This is a genomic window from Kitasatospora sp. NPDC127111, assembly GCF_042677465.1.
GTDB lineage: Bacteria > Actinomycetota > Actinomycetes > Streptomycetales > Streptomycetaceae > Kitasatospora.
The window spans coordinates 30,328-49,957 of sequence record NZ_JBHXTG010000027.1; the positions used below are offsets into that span (position 1 = coordinate 30,328).

Consider the following 19,630-nt stretch of genomic DNA (forward strand, 5'->3'; position numbering starts at 1 on the left):
GCCGACGAAGTAACGGTCGGCCGCACCACCCGGCACCAACCACCAACTCCATACCACCCCATCCGGACCAGCTAGGGGCCCACCTGTCCTGGTTCGGCTGGATTCGCCATGCCTGAAACGAGGAGACACGACCGTGGCTGTCGAGATCGAGATGCGCGCCCGCTTCGACAAGGAGACCCACGAACGGCTCATGGACCGTCTGAGGCGCGACGGCGAGGACCTGGGCGACGACGCCAAGCACATCTACTTCTATGTGCTGCCCGAGCAGCTACTCAAGGTCACGGACAACACCGCCGCCGGCACCGCCAAGATCACGCTCAAGGGCAGCAAGATCGGACAGGGTGCCGCCTTCCCCGAGACCGAGTTTGCCATCGCACGCGAGGACGTCCCGGCGGCCGTGAAGGTGTTCAACGCGCTCGGCTTCGAGTCCGCGATGCACGAGGCGTCCAACTTCCGCCACAACTTCCGCTTCCAGGGTGTGGAGATCGCCCTCAAGTGGAGCGAGGCATGGGGCTACCACGCCGAGTTCGAGGTGCTGCTCGACGACGGTGCCTCGGACGCCGCCCGCGACGAGGCGTCCGCCCAGATCGTCGATGTCGCCGCCGAGCTCGGCGTGACGCTGATGAGCGAGCAGGAGCTGGCCGACTTCGCCGCCGCCTTCGAGGCCGCCGAGCAGGAGCGCAAGGCCCGCGAGGCACAGGCCGCGCCGATCCGGTAGGAGCACGTCACCGCGGTAGACCACCAGAAGGGGGTGGGCACAGATGAGCACGACCCCGACGACCACGAGTCTGGTCGACCTGGCTGCCCGAAGGCAGCTGCCGTACCACCAGTACATGGACCCGGCAACCGTTGAGTGGATCAAGGCCAACCGGCCCGGCCTCGGCGCGGCCTGGCCGCCGCCCCTGCGGCCGGCCTCGAAGCACCTCCTGAGCCGGTCCGCTCTTCCAGCAACGTGGCTGGCGGAGCCTCGCCTCCACGACTCGCTCCACGGTCTCAGGCACAGCATGCGGACCGCCGCACTGGCCGCTCTGCTCGCTGAGATCCACGAGCTGGACGACACCGAGACCGCCACGGTCGTCCTGTCAGCAGCCGTCCACGACTGCCAGCGCCTGCACGACCAGGACGACCGTGGCCACGGTGCTCGTGCCGCCGTCTGGCTGGCCGCCAACGCCGACACCGTCTGGACCCACTTCGGCTTGGCGGCAACGCCCCGGCGGATCATCCAGGCAGCAACCGCCATCCGCCTGCACGACGTGCCGTACGGCGCCTTCTGCTTGGACGACCAGGCCGACTACCACCGCGCCGGGCTCATCTGCGACTTGGTCAAGGCGGCAGACGCGCTCGACCGTTACCGCCTGCCGAAGCTCAGCTGGTGGCCCGACGCGCGGCACGTTCGTGAGCCGGCCTTCGACCAGCTCCGCGCCGTGGCCTTCGACCTCGTCGCCGTCTCCGAGACCGCGCACCTCGCCGGAGCCAGCAGCGCCGAAGCCGTCCTGTACGCGCTCGCCGAGAAGGGGCTGGTATAGCCGTGAGCCTCCGCGACGCCTACGACCTGTGGGCCGACGCGCATGCCTTCTTCGACTCCGCGCTGCTGCCCCACGCCGGGCAGGCCGACCCGCTGGCAGCCCAGACGGCCGCCTGGCACAAGCGCCTGACCGACGAGACGCCGAACGGCAGCTTGCTCCGCAAGAACGCGCTCTTCGACAGCCTCAACAGCGACGGCAAGCTGCACCTGCTCCACGTCACCCACGCCCTGGAAGAGATCAGCGAGGAGGGGGTGCTCTACCCCTCCGGCGGATGCCTCGTGGGCAGCATCTACTGCGCACCGCTCACAGCGACCGAGCACGGCTTCCGCATGCACAACCTGGCCGCCTACGTCCTCACGAAGGAGGCCCCAGCCTCCCTCGCCAAGGTCGGCCTGAGCGGACGCGCACCCACACCGCTGATCTTCGAGATCACCGCGCCGCCCCAGGCGTACCGCGGATTGGCGGGCGTGGACTACCTGCGGCTGGGCTCGATCCACCTGCAGATCTACACCGACCTGGAGTACCTGCTCAGCAAGACCGAGCGACACCACCTGCGCGAGACCGTCGTCGGCCGGATCAAGAACTCGGCCGCGTTCCTGGCCCTGGCCGCCAGCATCGTCTACCAGGGCTCGACCGTGGCCACGGAGGGCTTCTTCCAGCTGCTGGATGCAGCCATCCCCCGGCTGCCCATCCTCGGCTACCTCTACTTCGAGGCCCTCGCCGAGCACCTGATGCTCCACTCCACTTCCGAACGAACCCGACAGCTGTCCGACCTCGGGGAGTTCAACAACTGGCTCTACAAGGAGATGCTGTTCGCCTCCTTCCCGGACATGGCCGGCAAGTTCAACCTCGCCAGATTCCGCCCCCGCCTGCAGGAGCTGGCGACGCTTCTCCAACGGGTGGACCCGACCATCGACGCTGACCACGCTCGCACCTACTTGGTCCAGCGGATCAGCTACCTCGTCGCCGCCCGGTTCTTCACCAGCGGCCAGGTACCGGAAGCCTGGCACCGCACGCGATGGGAGTTCGACAGCCTCGCCACCCAGCTCGGCCCACTGCTCGGCCACCTCATCCACCGCGAACTCCGCAGCTTCGGCCGCTACCCCGACTTCTACTTCTACTTCGACCAGCACAAGGCCCTGCAAGCCTGGAACTACTGGAACCACATGGACATCGTCGCGCCGTTCAACGGCACGATGCCCAAGGGCGAGATCGGCATCAACCCCGCCTACCCGAACCTGGACTACCGCGTCTGGCGTGCCGAGCCGGACGACGCCGGGCACCTCCATCCGACCGAGCAGCTGGCGCTGAGCATCGCGCCGCGCCTGGTCGACATCAAGTACACGCTCATGCGCAACAGCAGCCGCTGACCGCTGCCCCACGCCCCTCGACGACGATCGCAGAGGAGACGCATGCCCACCCACGGCCCCGCCGCCCCGTCCACCGCTGCCTGGCCGGCACCCACCCAGCCTGCAGAGACCCTCTTCACCGAGATCTACCGCACCAACCACTGGGGATCTCCCGAGTCGGTCTCCGGTCCCGGCTCCGAGATCCGTCAGACCGAGGCCGTCCGGGCAGCCCTCGCCTCGGTGCTCGCGCGCTACCCGATCCGCACCGTCACGGACGCCGGATGCGGTGACGTCAACTGGATCCGCCAGGTCGACGGGTTCGACCAGCTGGACGGCTACGTCGGCCTCGACGTCGTCCCCGACCTCGTCCAGCTCAACCAGGAACGGCACGGCAGCGAGCGCATCTCCTTCCGGCAGGCCGACCTGAGCAGGGACGACATCCCGGCAGCGGACCTCGTCATCGCACGGGACTGCCTCGTGCACCTCACCCACCACGAGGTACTCGCGTTCCTCGACCGTGTGGCCACCAGCGGCTCGACGTACCTGCTCGCCACCACGTACGTCGGTGTGGCCGAGAACCGCGACACCTCGGACACCCACTGGCGCCCGCTCAACCTCCAAGCGGCCCCGTTCCACCTGCCCGAGCCCGTCGAGCACTTCGACACCGACTTCACCGACGGCGGCCGGCACCACCCCGGCAACGGGCTGGGCCTGTGGACGATCGACGAGCTCAGCTCCCGAACCATCTGAACCAACAGCCCAGGCGACCCAGGAAGCGAGCCCCCCGATGACTCCGCACGACCGGCAGATAACCGCCCTCCTCGCCCAACTCGACCAGGCCCTCGACTCGCCCACGACCACGCACGGCCTCGCCCGCACCCTCCGGGCTGCGGTCAAGGAAGTCGAACTGCACCGCCACCACCGGGCCAGCGTCGCCGCCTTGCCCGATGGCGTCCTCAAGCCCGGCCCCGACAAGGTCCAGATCGGCGGCGGCGGCCACCGCATCGACGGCTTCTTCAACATCGACATCGTCCTGCCGGCAGACCTCGTGTGGGACGTGCGCGAGGGCATCCCGCTCGCCGATGCCAGCGCCGAGACGATCTTCTCGGAGCATTTCCTGGAGCACATCGACTACCCGCGCTCTGCCAAGTCCTATGCCCGCGAGGCCCACCGCGTCCTCGCCTCCGGCGGACAGCTCATCACCGGCGTCCCCGACGCGGCCTTCGTCCTGAACCAGTACCCGGCACCGCCGGACCGGACTGCCGAGATGATCGACCGGTGGTACGCCAAGCGGCAGTGCCGAGGTGACATCAACACCTATCTCGACCTCATCAACTACGTCTTCCGCGACCAGGACGATGACCCGACCTACAACCCCCACTACTGGGCGTACGACCACGAGAAGCTCGCCCAGCTCTTCAACGAGGCGGGCTTCAGGACCGTCGAGCCGTGGACCTTCGACCCGACCATGGCCAGCCCGAAGCGCCAGTGGGCCAGCGTCTACGTGATCGCCACGAAATAGCCCACGGGAGTGATGTCGTCCACCAACGAGCCGCCGCCCACACCGCCGCCCTCGACGAGACCACCACATCCCTGACCGGGCAGCGGGTGAGCGAGCACCTGGGCGACTTCCTGCTCGTCAAGTGCTTCTTCTTCCTCGCCCTCACGCGGCCCATGGACCCCGCACGGAACGACAAGCACGTCAAGTGGCAGTACCGACCAGCCCTCTTCGCGATGGGATTGATCAGTACGAGTTGTCCGGCGCGATCGACACTGGCACCTTCCCCACGCTGGAACGGTTCGCCGCTGAACACCGCTAGGCGGGTGCCCATGGTGGAACGCCGCGTCCAACCACCGGGCGTGCTCGACGACCACGGCCGGGTCGGTGATGATCTCGGCCCCGAGCAGGTCGGCTCGACGAGAAATATTCTTCCCCGGTCGCGGCAACCTTCGGGCGTGCGGCGGCAACTGGCAGGTAACCGAGGCCGAGACGAAGGCCCACTGTGTCAGAGGGACAAGCCCTTGCCAGATCAGAAAAGCTCTCATCGCCGCCGCCCGGCGACCCGCCGCGTGATCGCCATCTCGGCGGCCCTCGCGGCGGCGGGTGCCGCCGTACCGCTGGTCGCCATGGCCACCAACTCGACCGACGCCCCGACCGTGGCCGCCGACGCGGCCGCTCGCACCGGGCGCTACTTCGGTACGGCAGTGGCCTCGGGCAGGCTCGGCGACTCGACCTACTCGGGCATTCTCGACCGGGAGTTCAACACGATCACCCCGGAGAACGAGATGAAGTGGGACAGCACCGAGCCGTCCCGCGGCTCGTTCAACTTCGGCCCCGCCGACGGGATCGTCAACCACGCCGCCGCGCACGGCCAGAAGATGCGCGGCCACACCCTGGTCTGGCACTCCCAGCTGCCCAACTGGGTCTCGTCGATCAACGACGCCACCACCCTGCGCAGCGTGATGAACAACCACATCACCCAGGAGATGAGCCACTACAAGGGCAAGATCTACGCCTGGGACGTGGTCAACGAGGCGTTCGCCGACGGCGGCAGCGGCCAGCACCGCAGCTCGGTGTTCCAGAACGTGCTGGGCAACGGCTTCATCGAGGAGGCCTTCCGCACCGCCCGCGGCGCCGACTCCTCGGCCAAGCTCTGCTACAACGACTACAACATCGAGAACTGGACGGACGCCAAGACCCAGGGCGTCTACAGCATGGTCAAGGACTTCAAGGCCCGCGGTGTGCCCATCGACTGCGTCGGCTTCCAGAGCCACTTCGGTGCCGGCGGCCCCCCGGCCAGCTTCCAGACCACGCTGTCCAACTTCGCCGCGCTCGGCGTCGACGTCCAGCTCACCGAGCTCGACATCGCCCAGGCGTCCACCACCGCCTACACCAGCGCCGTCCAGGCCTGCCTCAACGTCGCCCGCTGCACCGGTATCACCCTGTGGGGCATCCGCGACAGCGACTCCTGGCGCGGCGGCGAGAACCCGCTGCTGTTCGACGGCAACGGCAACAAGAAGCCCGCCTACAACGCCGTCCTCACCACCTTCGGCGGCGCCGGCGGCAGCAATCCGGACGGCGCCATCAACTCCGGCACCGTCTACACGCTCTCCGCGATGGGCGCCGCCGGGCGCGTCCTCGACGAGCCCGCCGGACAGAACGGCAACGGCACCCGGCTCCAGGTCTGGGACGCCAGCGGCGCCACCAACCAGCAGTGGCGGGCCACCAGGAACGGCGACGGCTCCTACACCTTCACCAACGTCGCCAGCGGCCGGGTCCTGGACGATCCGGCCGGCCAGGCCGCCAACGGCACGAAGGTGCTGGTCTGGGACAACAACGGCGGCGCCAACCAGCACTGGAAGGCCGCCCGCAACAGCGACGGCTCCTACACCCTCACCAACGTCGCCACCGGCAAGGCCCTGGAGACGCCCGGCAACCAGACCGCCAACGGCACCGCCGTCCAGATCTGGGACTCATGGGGCGCCGCCAACCAGCACTGGACGCTCCGGTCGACCGGGTCGTCCACCCCGGCGCCGACCCCGACCACGCCCGCCCCGGGCGGCACGTGTGCCCTTCCCTCGACGTACCGGTGGTCCTCCACCGGCGCGCTGGCGCAGCCGGCCAACGGCTGGCTCGCGGTGAAGGACTTCACGGACGTCGTGTACAACGGCAAGCACCTGGTCTACGCGTCGAACGTGTCGGGGTCGTCGTACGGCTCGATGATGTTCAGCCCGTTCACCAACTGGTCCGACATGGCGTCGGCCGGGCAGAGCGGCATGAGCCAGGCCGCGGTGGCGCCCACGCTGTTCTACTTCGCGCCCAAGAAGATCTGGGTGCTGGCGTACCAGTGGGGTCAGTCGCCGTTCGTCTACCGCACCTCGACCGACCCGACCAACCCCAACGGCTGGTCCGCGCCGCAGCCGCTGTTCACCGGCAGCCTCCCCAAGTCCAGCACCGGCCCGATCGACCAGACCCTGATCGCCGACGACCAGAACATGTACCTGTTCTTCGCCGGTGACAACGGCAGCATCTACCGCGCCAGCATGCCGATCGGGAACTTCCCGAGCAGCTTCGGCTCCTCCTACACCACCGTCATGACCGACACGACCGCGAACCTCTTCGAGGCCCCGCAGGTCTACAAGGTCAAGGACCGGAACCAGTACCTCATGATCGTCGAGGCGATGGGCGCGAACGGACGCTACTTCCGCTCGTTCACCGCCACCAGCCTCAACGGCTCCTGGACCCCGCAGGCCGCCAGCGAGAACAACCCCTTCGCCGGCAAGGCCAACAGCGGCGCCGACTGGACCAACGACATCAGCCACGGCGACCTGGTCCGCGACAACCCCGACCAGACCATGACCATCGACCCCTGCCACCTCCAGTTCCTCTACCAGGGCAAGTCCCCCACCGCCACCGGCCCCTACGACCAGCTCCCCTGGCGCCCGGGTGTCCTCACCCTGCAGCGCTGATCCGGCCGATCGAAGTTGATCGCGATCGGGTGCGCTCTGCCGGCACGTGGACGAGCGGTTCACGGCCGGGGTGACCCCACCCGCTGACCGACACCCACCGCGTCGAGGAACCCCAGCCGTGCGTCGGCTGGGGTTCCTCCGGTTTCGCGGTGTCGGGCTGCGGCGAGACTCGCGCGGGTCCCGCGGCTGCCTCAGTGAGCGGCTCGGTCGGCGGCCTCCGCGGCCGGGAAGGCGACGGGGTTGTGGCACGGGTACGCCGTGACGGCCGCCCTGGCGGCCTTCAACGCGATGTCCAGCCGGGCCCGGTGCATCGAGGGCAGCGTCGGATCGGTGAGCCGGGAGTCCCCCCACACGCGGACCTCCGCGTACGGGAGGCTCCGGCCGTCCGCCACCGGGTTCTCGCACCGGAAGGCCAGGTGAACCGTACCGTCCGGCCACATCCACCCCTGGACGTCCTGACCGAGGTCCAGCCTCCGCGGCACCGGCTCGGTCACGGGAACGGCGCCCGGCCCGTAGTCCACGTGGTACGAGAGGTCGGTCAGCGGGCCCACCTTCAGGTCCAGCAGCACGGAGTGATCCCGCTGCACCAGGCACGTCTGGTCGTGCCCGCCCGCGCGGAGGCCGGCCCCGCCGCTGCCGCCGTCGGGGCCTTCCGCGTACCGCACGCCGAACGTCCCGCTCGCCCGGTCCGTCAACGGCCGCAGGTCGTTCCGGTCGAGCAGCGACCAGCAGGCGGTCGCGGGCAGGGTCAGCGGATCGCGCGCGGACCACCACCACAGCCCGCCGCCGGCCGCCGCGACGACGGCGGCCGACACGGCGGCGAGCAGCACCCGGTGCCGGCGGTACCGGGCCGCCCCGCGCCCGGCTCCACCGGCCGGGTGCGACGCCGGCGCGTCAGCCATGGATGGCCCTGCCGAACAACGTGGCACCGTCGCCGAGCCCGTTCTTGGTCTCGTTGGCGGCCGAGAGGGCCAGCGTGTTGAGGTACGGCTCTTCGAGCCCGGCGGCCCGCCCGGCCTTCACCACCGCGGCCTGGGCCGCCGCCGCCGCGGAGTTCTTCCCCGTGTCGTAGGCCACCGTCGCGTCGTCGCTCGGATGCGCCTCGATGTGGTACGCGTCGGCGATGCTGTCGATGAAGCCGTTCACCGGGTACGACAGCCCCGGGCCGACCCCGGGGATGTTGCCGAGGGCCTTGCCGCCGGTGATCGCCCAGACGGTCTTCGCCCAGACCCCGTTCTGGTCGATCGCGTCGTTGTACGCGGTCGCCTCGGCCTGGGCCCTGACGTAGACCTCGTCCGTCCGCGCGGCCGTGAGGATGCCGGCCACCTCGCCGCCGGGGCGGGCGGCGTTGCGGACGGCGTCACCGAACAGGTCCTTGTACTGGTCGCGGTGCTGCATCACGTCCTGGATGTGCGCCGTGGTGTAGGCCTGCTGCGCCTGCGCGATCGCGCCGTAGGCGTCGGGGTTGCGCCCGAGCGCGCCGAGCAGCTTCTCGGTGTTCTCCTGGTTGAGCGCGGCCCGGGCGCCGTGCGTCGGGAGGGTGTTGTCGCCCGGGTTGAGCGCGGCCTGGACGTCGCCCATGTACACCGCGGTCATGTGGCCGAGGCTGCCGTTCGTGCCCGCGAAGAGCCCGGACTTGGCGAGCAGCCCGGGACCGTCGCCGTTCCCGAAGCGGTCCACCACCTGCGCCATCACGGCCGCCATCTCCGGGGTGTGCGGCGGCAGCGGCGCGTCGGTCGCGTCGTACGCCCGGCCGGTCGTGGCGGCCTCCAGGGCGTGGCCGAGCGCGCCGGCCTCCATCGGCGCGGCCTTGCCGTGCGGACTGAAGTGGTCGGGCTGGTAGTCCTGGAGGAGGGAGTCGAAGCCGGTGCCGGTCAGCTGCTTCAGGTAGGTGTTGGGCTGGCCGGTGGCCTTGACCGTGCCGTCCTCGTCGTAGACGGTGGCCTGGTCGTGGAAGTACTTCGTCGCCGCCGCCGGGTTGTGGCCGAGGGCCTCCAGCGCGCCCGACATCGGGTTGATGCCGGAGCCGTCCCTGCCGAGGAAGAACACCTGGCCGATCGGGTTGGCCTTGCTGACGGCGTCCTCCCACCGGCCCGGGTTCTGCGCGCTGAGCTGGGTGACGTGCTCGACGACCGGGTTGAGGAAGTGCGGGTCGTACGTGCCGGTCCGCAGGATGTTGGAGAGGATCTGGTAGCCGTACGGGTTGCCGCCCTGGAGCCGGTCCGGCAGCAGCTGGTACTGCGCCGCGCCGGCCTTGCGCAGCCCGGCCTGCCAGGCGTCGCCCAGGTGGGGCACCTTGGTGCCGTCCGTCGCCGTGGCGAGGGTGCGGCCGAGGTTGCCCTGCAGTTCGAGGAGCGCCTTCTTGGTCGCGTCGCTGCCGTAGTAGCCGCCGAACTCGCTCAACGCGCCGTAGGAGCTGAGGAAGCCGTCCGGTCCGGTGGAGGAGTAGAACGCGGTGGCGAAGCGGGGGTCCCCGGCGTGGCTCCTGACCAGCTGGTTGAGTTCGAGGACCTGCGCCTCCGTCGCCCTGTCCCCGAGCCGCAGCAGGTCGGCCGCCTTCTTGGCCTCCTCCTCGGGCTGCCCGCCGAGCGGCTTCGCGTTGAAGGACGTGCGGTTGGCGCCGGTGTCCGCCGCGAGGGCGGCGGCCGCGGCGGCATCGGCCGCGGTGGCCCGGGCCACCGCCCTGGCGATCGCGTCGGCGACGCCGGTCGCCTTCTGCCGGTAGCTGTCGGCGTAGTCCGCGTCCTTCTTGTCCGCCGGGTTGGTCGCCGGCGGCCAGTGGACGCCGCCGGTGTCGTCCACCGTCAGCCCCTGGTCGGCGGCCGACTGGATGGCCGCCTTCAAGTCGGCCTGGGCCCCGGCGAGTTCGGTGTGCGCGTCGCGCAGGGCGAGGGCGATGGCACTGGCCTCGTCGAAGGCCGCGTCGATCTCGGTCCGCACCTTCTGGATGCCGCCGGCGGCCTGCTCGGCCGCGATGCCCCGCCAGCCCGAGCCCTGGAGGGGGTTGATCACGTCACCGGTCAGTTCGGAGGAGAACTCCCAACTCCGGACGAGCGATTCGAAGGCGCCGGCCACCCGGTCGATGCCGGAGAGCGGCGCGTACCGCAGTTCCCTGAAGTCCACCATGACGAGTCGCCTCAGCCCTTCCCGAAGTTCTGTGCGTTCGACTGCTCGGCGCGCGCGTAGGAGTCGGCGTTGGTGCCCAGGAACTCCGACACCCTCCCGAGTGCCGCGTCGAGCGCGTTGACCTGCGCCATCCAGACCTCGTCCGCGGTCCACAGCGCGCCCACCAGCGCCCAACCGCGCGGCAGGTCCTCCGTCGCTTCGTGCAGGCGCTCGAAGGGCTTCCGGCATGCCTGGGTGAACTTCGTCTGCAAGGTGGCCGCGTTGTTCGCGGCCTTGCGCAGGGCGTCCGGACTGACCGTCAGCGTCGGCCCCGCCGGCCCCGGCGTGCCCGGCGTGGCGGGCGTCCACGACGGTGCGGGCGCGCCCGACGCGACGGTCGCGAGGTCCGGGAACTGCTTCTTCGCCGCCTCCGTCAGATTTCCGGAACTGTCGAAGAGCCACGGATTCATCCGCCGCTCGAAGTCGAGATCGACCATTGTGGAACCCCCGTGAAGTGGCCGCCGAAGGGACGGCCCGTCCAACCCGCGGCCCGCCCTCCGATCTGGAGGAGAGACGGCCGCGCCCCCGACTGTGCGCAGCTTCTGCTGCCGGACGAACCCTTGCACGGGATTCCCGTCCGCCGTGGTGGAGTTGAGCGAACCTTGAGGATCACGTCCGCCGGGTGCGGCCCGGACCGGCGGTCGGCTCGCCGGGGGGCACCCGCCGCCGACGCGCGCGACGGCGCGCCGCCGGGCGGGAAGACGGCGGCCCCTCGCTCGACGGTGCGAGCGAGGGGCCGCCGACTGGCCTGACCGAGCGTCAGCCCTGGTTGCCGCCACGGCGCTTGCGGGCGACCAGGACGAGCGCGCCGCCGAGGAGCACCACGCCGCCGCCGACCGCGGCGATGAGCGGGGTGGAGTCGCTGCTACCGGTCGCGGCGAGCGCCGGGCCCGGGGTCGCGGTGCTCGGCGCCGGGGTGGGCGTCTTGGCCGGAGTGGTGGTCGCCGTCGGGCTGGCGGTCGCGGTGGGCGAGGCCGTCCCGGTCGGCGTCGTGGTCGGGGTCGGGGTCGGGGTCGGCGTCACCGTCGGAGTGGCCGTCGGCGTGGGGGTGGGGGTCTTGGTGGGCGTCGGCGTCGGGGTCGGCGTCGGGGTGTGGCAGACCTCGATCGTCTTGGTCTCGGTCTTGTTCCAGTCGTGGTTCTTCGGGTCCTCGGTGGTGGTGACCACGAAGGTCGCGCTGACCGGCTTGTTGTGGTCCTTGACCGGGTACGTCCCGTGGAACTCCCTGCCGAACTCCTTCTGGTCCAGCACCTTCTCGCCGTCGACGGTCAGGCTGACGACGTTCTTGACGCCCGCCTTGTCGCTGTAGTTGGTCAGGTCGATCTGGATCTTGTCGCAGCTCACCTGCCAGCTCGGCGTGTGCGCCGAGGCACTGGTGGCCAGTGCCATCGGCAGCAGGACGGCGGCCGCCGCCGTCCCGGCCAGTGCCGCACTCCTGATGCCGAGCTGCCGCTGCTGTCGCGCCATTTCGTTGTCCCCTCCGAACGGTCCTGTGCAGCAGGCGTGTTGAGTGGTCTGGCGGTGGCCCGCTACGAGTGTCCGGGGGACTCTACCGGCACTCCCGCCTCTCCCCACACCCCGTCGCACGGCCGGATTTCGCCTGTCCGTCCGGCCCCGGATGTGCATGACCAGCCCATCACACCTGTGACCTCGGAGGACACCGGTTCGGCACACTTGATCTGTTTCCGTCACACCGGCCAAAAAGTGACGCCCCCGGCGGTCGAACCCGACCACCGGGGGCATCGGAACGGTCACCCGCGGGGCGCTCGGGCCCGCTTGCCCGCCCGGCGGCGCGCCGCCACCACGATCGCGCCACCGGCGGCGATCACCCTGCCCCGCCGATCGCCAGCGGGACGACCGGACCGGAGCCGGTGTGCGCGAGGTCGCCGCCCCCGGTGGCCGTGGCCGAGGGGCTCGCCGGGGCGCCCGGCACGGCCGCCGAGGCGGAGGCGGAGGCGGACGGGGCCCCGTCGGTGCCGAGGCGGCGCGCGCCCGCCCCGCCCCAAGATCGGCTGTAAGGCCGCCTACGATTGACCCCGTGCGTACCCCCTTCTCCCTGCTCGCCGAGCGCTGGCAGCCGTCCGCCGCCGTGGTCAGGCGCGCCGCGTTCGCCGCGCTGGTGATGAGCGTGGTGATCGTCGTCACCGGCGGCGCCGTCCGGCTCACCGCCTCCGGCCTCGGCTGTTCCACCTGGCCCCGCTGTACCCCGGACAGCCTGATCCCGACGCCCGAGATGGGCTACTACGGCGTCGTCGAGTTCACCAACCGGATGCTCACCTACGTGCTGAGCGCCGCGGTCGGCTGGGCGATCCTGGCCGCCCGCTGCCACCGGCCGTGGCGGCGCGGCCTGACCAAGCTCGGCTGGGCGCAGTTCTGGCTGGTGATGAGCAACGCCGTGCTCGGCGGCATCACCGTGCTGACCGGCCTCAACCCGTACACGGTCGCGCTGCACCTGATCGCCGCGATGGGCCTGGTCTGGGTCGCGCTGCTGATGTGGGAGCGCGCGAAGGAGGGCGACGGCCCGCCGAGGCTCGCGGTGGCCCGGCCGATCCACCGGCTCTCGTACGTGGTGGTCACCGTGATCGGCCTGCTGGTCGCGGCCGGCACGCTGGTCACCGGCGCCGGCCACCACCCCGGCACGCCGAGGGACAACAAGATCGTCCCGCGCATCCCGCTGGACTACGACCGGCTCGCCCAGGCGCACGCCGACCTGGCCTTCGTCTCGGTCGGCCTGGCCATCGCGGTGATCTTCGTGTTCGCCGCGGTGAAGGCCCCGCCGGCCGCCCGCGCCCGGGCCCGCGACCTGCTCGTGGTGCTGCTGCTCCAGGGCGTGCTGGGCTTCGTCCAGTACTTCACGGACGCCCCCGAGCTGCTGGTGGGCCTGCACATGCTGCTCGCCACGCTGACCTGGATCGCCGCGCTGCGCGTCCCGCTCGCGCTGCGGGTCCGCACCGACGAGGGCGCGCCCGCCGCGCCGAAGGCCCGCGAGCCGAAGGCCCGCGAGCCGCAGGCCGCGGCCGTCTGAGCCGGCATGCGGAAGGGGCCCCGGTCACCGGACCGGGGCCCCTTCCGCGTGCTCGGGACCGGCGTCAGCCGCCGATCTGGATGCCCGCCATGCGCTTCCACTCGTACGGGCCGGTCCTCACCTTCAGGCCCAGCTCGCCCTCGAAGTCGTCGTGCAGGGTCACCCCGGCCAGCTCCGCGGCCCGGCGGCCCACGGCGTAGCTCGGGGCCACCTGGTCGCCCCAGGTGCCGTCCGCGCCGACCACCACGATGCGGGTGGCCACGGCGCCGACGTACTCGACGACACCGTCGGCGCTGCCGCCGTGCTGCTTGGCGAAGCTGGTGAGGTGCTTGGCGATGCGCTTGGCGCGGCGCTCGGCGCGGGCGTCCGTCGCGGCGGGGGTGGCGGTCTCTGCGCTGCTCATGACCGCATGCTACCCAGCGGTAGCGGCGCTGGCGACGGGAGCGGACTGTGCACCGGGCCACACCCCGCCCCGCCGCCCCACATACTGGCCGTGTGACCTTCCAAGGCTGGCCGGACGAGGCCCTCGACTTCTACGAGGGCCTTGAGGCCGACAACTCGAAGACCTTCTGGCAGTCCCACAAGGACCGGTACGAGCACGCCGTGCGGGAGCCGATGGAGCTGCTGCTCGCCGAGCTGGAACCCGAGTTCGGGCCGGGCAAGATCTTCCGCCCGAACCGCGACGTCCGGTTCAGCGCCGACAAGTCCCCGTACAAGACGCACATCGGCGCGCACCTGGAGGCCGGCGGCTACGTCCAGCTCTCCGCCGACGGCCTGGCCTGCGGCAACGGGTTCTACCGGCTCGCCCCCGACCAGCTGGAGCGCTACCGGGACGCCGTCGCCGAGGACGTCTCCGGCGCCGAGCTGGAGCGGGTGGTCGCCCGGGTCCGCGAGGCCGGCCCGGAGGTGGTCGGCCGGGACAGCCTGAAGTCCGCCCCGCGCGGCTACCCCAAGGACCACCCGCGGATCGAGCTGCTCCGGCACAAGGGCCTGATCGCCTGGCAGGAGTGGGCGCCGGAGGCCTGGCTCGGCACCCGGGCGGCGTACGACCGTGTCACCGGCTTCCTGCGGGCCTCCCAGCCGCTCAAGGACTGGCTGGACGGCCACGTCGGCCCGTCCGAGCTGCCGCCGCGCTGAGGGCGGAGCCGCTCCGGAACGCCGAAGGGCCCCTGCCGGTTCGGCAGGGGCCCTTCCGGGAGCGCGTCACTTCACGAACGGGTCGACCGCGATCACCACGAACAGCAGCGTCAGGTAGGTGATCGACCAGTGGAACAGCCGCATCTCCTTCAGCTTGGCGCCGACCACCCCGGCCTTGGCCCGGGCGTACAGCCCGTGCGCCTCCTTCAGCCAGGCCCCGCCGAGCACGGCCGCCGAGACGGGGTAGAGCCAGCTGGTGTCGGCCAGCGGCCAGAGCGCCATCGAGACGGCCACCATGACCCAGGAGTAGGCGACGATCTGCTTGGCGACCGCCAGGTTGCCCTTGATCACCGGCAGCATCGGCACGCCGGCCCGCTCGTAGTCCTCGCGCACCTTCATCGACAGCGGCCAGTAGTGCGGCGGCGTCCAGAAGAAGATCACCAGGAAGAGCACCAGCGCCGACCAGGACACCGAGTTGGTCACCGCCGCCCAGCCGACGAACACCGGCATGCAGCCGGCGATGCCGCCCCAGACGATGTTCTGCGCCGTCCGCCGCTTCAGCCCCAGCGTGTACACGAACACGTAGAAGAGCAGCGCCGAGAGCGCCAGCAGCGCCGAGAGCGGGTTGACCAGCGCGCCCAGCCAGATCGTCGAGCCGACGGCCAGCGTGATGCCGAAGACCAGCGCCTCGCGCGGCGAGACCATGCCGGTGACGAGCGGCCGCCGCTCGGTGCGCGACATCACCGCGTCGATGTCGCGGTCGATGTACATGTTGAGGGCGTTGGCACCGCCGGCCGACAGGTAGCCGCCGATGACCACCTCCAGCACCAGCAGCGGGTCCGGAACACCGCGCTGCGCCAGGAACATCACCGGCACGGTGGTGATCAGCAGCAGCTCGATGATCCGAGGCTTGGTCAGTGCGACGAAAGCGCCGACACGGGCCCCGAACGGCCGGTGCGCAGGCGTCGCCCCGGTGACCCCGGCGGGACGGGATTCGACGGCGGTCACTAACACCCCAACTGAAGATGAATCCTCACAGGCGGCCACAGGAACGAAGGTCCCGAAATCGTCCGCTCTGCGCGTACCACGCCACCTTAGACGCTCCATATCTCCCCATCCGCTCCGGGGTCCCCCGGCGAGGCGGAACGCACACCCCTGGGTGAACCGACGAAGCTGACCCCGTGCGCCACCGGTCCCTCGTCCTGACCATCGGAGGGGCAGAGGCCACGAAATCAGGAGAGCCTGAGACAAAACCCCCCATCGAACCCTCGTGGGAATCACCATACGGAAATCCCGGTTGTCTCAGCACGGAGGGTGAGCCTCGGCACGGACGGTAGGCTCGCTTCGAGAAGCGGGATCTACCCTCCGTGACCGGCACCACCCAAGCGTCCGGCCCCAGCGACGTGGCCGACCCGGTCCCCTTCACGGGGTCACTCTTCACAACGGAAGGAGCCCTGAGACAGGGTGAGCACGACGCCGACGAATGCATTCGAGTGGTCCGAACTGGACGAGCGGACTGTCGACACGGCCCGCGTCCTGGCCATGGACGCGGTCCAGAAGGTCGGCAACGGACACCCCGGGACGGCCATGTCGCTGGCCCCGGCTGCGTACCTGATCTTCCAGCGCTTCCTGCGCCACGACCCCACCGACCCGTCCTGGGCGGGCCGGGACCGTTTCGTCCTCTCCCCCGGGCACACCAGCCTGACCCTGTACACCCAGCTGTACTTCTCCGGCTACGGCCTGGAGCTGGACGACCTCAAGGCCTTCCGGGTCGCCGGCAGCCGCACCCCCGGCCACCCCGAGCACGGCCACACCGCGGGCGTCGAGACCACCACCGGCCCGCTCGGCCAGGGCATCGCCAACGCCGTGGGCATGGCGATGGCCGCCCGCTTCGAGCGCGGCCTGTTCGACCCGGACGCCCCGGCCGGCGAGTCGCCCTTCGACCACACCATCTGGGCCATCGTCTCCGACGGCGACCTGGAGGAGGGCATCTCCGCCGAGGCCTCCTCGCTGGCCGGCCACCAGAAGCTGGGCAACCTGGTCGCCCTCTACGACGACAACCACATCTCGATCGAGGGCGACACCGAGACCGCCTTCTCCGAGGACGTCCTCAAGCGCTACGAGGCGTACGGCTGGCACGTCCAGCGGGTCGCCCCGAAGTCCAACGGCGACATCGACGTGGCCGCCCTGGCCGACGCGCTGGCCGCCGCCAAGGCCGAGACCTCCCGCCCGTCGATGATCGCTATGCGCACGATCATCGCCTGGCCGGCCCCGGACGCCCAGAACACCGCCAAGGCCCACGGCTCCGCGCTCGGCGCCGCCGAGATCGCCGCCACCAAGAAGGTCCTGGGCTTCGACCCGGAGAAGACCTTCGAGGTCAGCGACAAGGTCATCGAGCACGCCCGCCTGGTCATCAAGCGCGGCAAGGCCGCCCGCGACCAGTGGCAGCAGTCCTTCGAGGCCTGGCGCGCCGCCCACCCGCACCGCGCCGCCGAGTTCGACCGGATCCAGGCCGGCGAGCTGCCCGAGGGCTGGAAGAAGGCCGTCCCGGTCTTCGAGGCCGGCAAGGACGTCGCCACCCGCAAGGCCTCCGGCGAGACCCTCAAGGCGATCGGCGCGGTGATCCCGGAGCTGTGGGGCGGCTCGGCCGACCTCGCGGAGTCCAACCTCACCACCATCGACGAGGAGAGCTCCTTCCTCCCCGAGGGCAACCCGCTGAAGACCGCCAGCCCGTACGGCCGGACGATCCACTTCGGCATCCGCGAGCACGCCATGGGCTCGACCATGAACGGCATCGCGCTGCACGGGAAGACCCGCGTCTTCGGCGGCACCTTCCTGGTCTTCGCCGACTACATGCGCCCCGCCGTCCGCCTGGCCGCGCTGATGAAGCTGCCGGTCACCTACGTCTGGACGCACGACTCGATCGGCCTCGGCGAGGACGGCCCGACCCACCAGCCCGTCGAGCACCTGGCCTCGCTGCGCGCCATCCCGGGCCTGACCATGGTCCGCCCGGCCGACGCCAACGAGACGGCCGTCGCCTGGCGCACCGTGATCGAGCGGCAGACCACCCACCCCGGCCCGGTCGGCCTGGCGCTCACCCGCCAGAACGTCCCGACCTTCGACCGCGAGGTCCACGGCTCCGCCGAGGGCACCGCGAAGGGCGGCTACATCCTGGCCGAGGCCTCCGACGGCAACCCGAAGGTGATCCTGCTCGGCACCGGCTCCGAGGTCCAGCTGGCCGTCAAGGCCCGCGAGGTCCTGGAGGCCGAGGGCATCACGACCCGCGTGGTCTCGCTGCCGTCCTTCGAGTGGTTCCAGGAGCAGGACCAGGCCTACCGCGACAGCGTGCTGCCGCCGTCGGTCAAGGCCCGCGTCTCGGTCGAGGCCGGCATCGCCCAGGGCTGGCGCGAGCTGGTCGGCGACCACGGCCGGATCGTCTCGCTGGAGCACTTCGGCGCCTCCGCCGACTACAAGGTGCTGTTCGAGGAGTTCGGCCTGACCGCCGAGCGCGTCGTCGCCGAGGCCCACAACGCCCTGCGCTCCCTCGAAGCCGTCAACCGCTAGCCCCACCGAGCACGAGCCGAAGGGCGCGCCGATGCCGAGAGCGACGAGCGACGAGCGACGGGTGAGCGAAGCGAGCGCCGGAGCGAGGAACGTCGGCACCCGGTACGAGCGCCCGACGGCGAGTGCGGAATAGCGGGCCGCGTACTCGCCCGCACGCGAGTACGCGGCCCCTCCGACGACCCCACGAAGACAGAAGAAAAAGGACTGAAGCACCATGACTGACGCACTGAAGCGCCTCAGCGACGAAGGCGTGGCGATCTGGCTGGACGACCTCAGCCGCGAGCGGCTGAACACCGGCAACCTGGCCGAGCTGGTGCAGAACAAGCACGTGGTGGGCGTCACCACCAACCCGACCATCTTCCAGAAGGCCATCGGCGGCAACGGCGCGTACGAGGGCCAGCTGCGCGACCTCGCCGTCCGCAAGGTCACCACCGACGAGGCCGTCCGCATGATCACCACCTCGGACGTGCGCGACGCGGCCGACGTGCTGCGCCCGGTCTACGACGCGTCCAACGGCCGCGACGGCCGGGTCTCCATCGAGGTCGACCCGCGCCTGGCCCACCAGACCGCGCCCACCGTCGCCGAGGCCAAGCAGCTGTGGTGGCTGGTCGACCGCCCGAACGTCTTCATCAAGATCCCCGCCACCAAGGCCGGCCTGCCCGCGATCAGCGAGGTCATCGGCAAGGGCATCAGCGTCAACGTCACGCTGATCTTCTCGCTGGAGCGCTACAAGGCCGTCATCGACGCCTACCTGACCGGTCTGGAGTCCGCCAAGGCCAAGGGCCTGGACCTCTCCCAGATCGAGTCGGTCGCCTCCTTCTTCGTCTCCCGCGTGGACACCGAGATCGACAAGCGCCTCGACAAGATCGGCGGCGACGCCAAGAACCTGCGCTCCAAGGCCGCCCTCGCCAACGCCCGCCTCGCCTACCAGGCGTACGAGGAGGTCTTCGGCACGGTCGACGGCAAGACCGAGGGCAGCGCCCGCTGGAAGGCCCTGGAGGCCGCCGGCGCCAAGCCGCAGCGCCCGCTCTGGGCCTCGACCGGCGTCAAGGACCCGGCCCTGCCGGACACCCTGTACGTCACCGAGCTGGTCGCCCCGGGCACCGTCAACACCATGCCCGAGGCCACCCTGGACGCCACCGCCGACCACGGCGTGGTCACCGGCGCCACCATCGTCCCCAACTACGCGGACGCCAAGGCCGTGATGGACGCGATCGCCGCCGCGGGCGTGGACTACGACGACGTCGTGCAGGTCCTCGAGGACGAGGGCGTGGAGAAGTTCGAGCAGTCCTGGAACGAGCTGCTGGACACCGTCACCGCCTCGCTCACCGCGCACGCCGACGAGAAGTGACCCCCCTGCTCACACAGCGCACGAAAGCGGAGCCCATCAAGTG

16 protein-coding genes are annotated in these 19,630 nt (G+C 70.7%); 10 read left to right on the forward strand and 6 right to left on the reverse strand.

All coding sequences use genetic code 11. From position 1 onward, the window contains the following. Window positions 1-133: 133 nt before the first annotated feature. From ACFVHB_RS18410 to ACFVHB_RS18435, 6 genes are all read left to right on the forward strand, one after another. Complete coding sequence (locus ACFVHB_RS18410) at window positions 134-718, forward strand: hypothetical protein (RefSeq protein WP_380322688.1); 585 nt, start codon at window positions 134-136, stop codon at window positions 716-718. A gap of 43 nt (window positions 719-761) precedes the next feature. Beyond that, window positions 762-1,526, forward strand: a complete 765-nt coding sequence (locus ACFVHB_RS18415) for a hypothetical protein (protein ID WP_380322691.1) — start codon at window positions 762-764, stop codon at window positions 1,524-1,526. Window positions 1,527-1,528: 2 nt separating this feature from the next. After that, window positions 1,529-2,896, forward strand: a complete 1,368-nt coding sequence (locus tag ACFVHB_RS18420; RefSeq protein ID WP_380322694.1) for a hypothetical protein — start codon at window positions 1,529-1,531, stop codon at window positions 2,894-2,896. Window positions 2,897-2,938: 42 nt separating this feature from the next. Then, window positions 2,939-3,625 (forward strand): class I SAM-dependent methyltransferase, encoded by a 687-nt coding sequence (locus ACFVHB_RS18425; protein WP_380322697.1) that lies wholly within the window; start codon window positions 2,939-2,941, stop codon window positions 3,623-3,625. Window positions 3,626-3,662: 37 nt separating this feature from the next. Further along, window positions 3,663-4,397, forward strand: a complete 735-nt coding sequence (locus tag ACFVHB_RS18430; RefSeq protein WP_380322700.1) for a class I SAM-dependent methyltransferase — start codon at window positions 3,663-3,665, stop codon at window positions 4,395-4,397. Between the two features lie 605 nt (window positions 4,398-5,002). Further along, window positions 5,003-7,345: a non-reducing end alpha-L-arabinofuranosidase family hydrolase gene (locus ACFVHB_RS18435; RefSeq protein WP_380322830.1), complete on the forward strand. Its 2,343-nt coding sequence runs from the start codon at window positions 5,003-5,005 to the stop codon at window positions 7,343-7,345. A 191-nt stretch (window positions 7,346-7,536) separates the two neighbouring features. On the opposite strand, the gene ACFVHB_RS18440 is transcribed toward ACFVHB_RS18435, so the two are convergent. The 4 genes from ACFVHB_RS18440 to ACFVHB_RS18455 form a co-directional block, all read right to left on the reverse strand. Next, a complete protein-coding gene (locus tag ACFVHB_RS18440) occupies window positions 7,537-8,247 on the reverse strand; it encodes a hypothetical protein (RefSeq protein ID WP_380322702.1) in 711 nt (236 codons plus the stop codon). Next, on the reverse strand, window positions 8,240-10,471 hold the full coding sequence (locus ACFVHB_RS18445; protein WP_380322705.1) for a hypothetical protein: 2,232 nt from the start codon (window positions 10,469-10,471) through the stop codon (window positions 8,240-8,242). The genes ACFVHB_RS18440 and ACFVHB_RS18445 overlap by 8 nt, the downstream gene beginning before the upstream one ends. A gap of 11 nt (window positions 10,472-10,482) precedes the next feature. After that, window positions 10,483-10,947 carry a WXG100 family type VII secretion target gene (locus tag ACFVHB_RS18450; protein WP_380322708.1) on the reverse strand — a complete coding sequence of 155 codons (465 nt, stop codon included), beginning with the start codon at window positions 10,945-10,947 and terminating at the stop codon, window positions 10,483-10,485. A 322-nt stretch (window positions 10,948-11,269) separates the two neighbouring features. Further along, the gene (locus ACFVHB_RS18455; RefSeq protein ID WP_380322711.1) at window positions 11,270-11,977 is read right to left on the reverse strand and encodes an LAETG motif-containing sortase-dependent surface protein; all 708 of its coding nucleotides are present in this window, start codon (window positions 11,975-11,977) and stop codon (window positions 11,270-11,272) included. A 562-nt stretch (window positions 11,978-12,539) separates the two neighbouring features. Between ACFVHB_RS18455 and ACFVHB_RS18460 the strand changes: the two genes are divergently transcribed. Continuing rightward, on the forward strand, window positions 12,540-13,535 hold the full coding sequence (locus ACFVHB_RS18460) for a heme A synthase (RefSeq protein WP_380322833.1): 996 nt from the start codon (window positions 12,540-12,542) through the stop codon (window positions 13,533-13,535). Between the two features lie 64 nt (window positions 13,536-13,599). Here the strand turns inward: ACFVHB_RS18460 and ACFVHB_RS18465 are convergent, their stop codons facing one another. Beyond that, window positions 13,600-13,938: a hypothetical protein gene (locus tag ACFVHB_RS18465; protein ID WP_380322714.1), complete on the reverse strand. Its 339-nt coding sequence runs from the start codon at window positions 13,936-13,938 to the stop codon at window positions 13,600-13,602. A gap of 92 nt (window positions 13,939-14,030) precedes the next feature. Between ACFVHB_RS18465 and ACFVHB_RS18470 the strand changes: the two genes are divergently transcribed. Next, a complete protein-coding gene (locus tag ACFVHB_RS18470) occupies window positions 14,031-14,672 on the forward strand; it encodes a DUF2461 domain-containing protein (RefSeq protein ID WP_380322717.1) in 642 nt (213 codons plus the stop codon). A 66-nt stretch (window positions 14,673-14,738) separates the two neighbouring features. Here ACFVHB_RS18470 and ACFVHB_RS18475 read toward each other — a convergent pair whose 3' ends face one another. Next, a complete protein-coding gene (locus tag ACFVHB_RS18475; protein ID WP_380322720.1) occupies window positions 14,739-15,680 on the reverse strand; it encodes a heme o synthase in 942 nt (313 codons plus the stop codon). 456 nt (window positions 15,681-16,136) lie between these two features. Between ACFVHB_RS18475 and tkt the strand changes: the two genes are divergently transcribed. Both tkt and tal read left to right on the forward strand, forming a co-directional pair. Next, a complete protein-coding gene (gene tkt / locus ACFVHB_RS18480; RefSeq protein WP_380322723.1) occupies window positions 16,137-18,236 on the forward strand; it encodes a transketolase in 2,100 nt (699 codons plus the stop codon). A gap of 214 nt (window positions 18,237-18,450) precedes the next feature. Continuing rightward, a complete protein-coding gene (tal, locus tag ACFVHB_RS18485; RefSeq protein WP_380322726.1) occupies window positions 18,451-19,587 on the forward strand; it encodes a transaldolase in 1,137 nt (378 codons plus the stop codon). Window positions 19,588-19,630 lie beyond the last annotated feature (43 nt).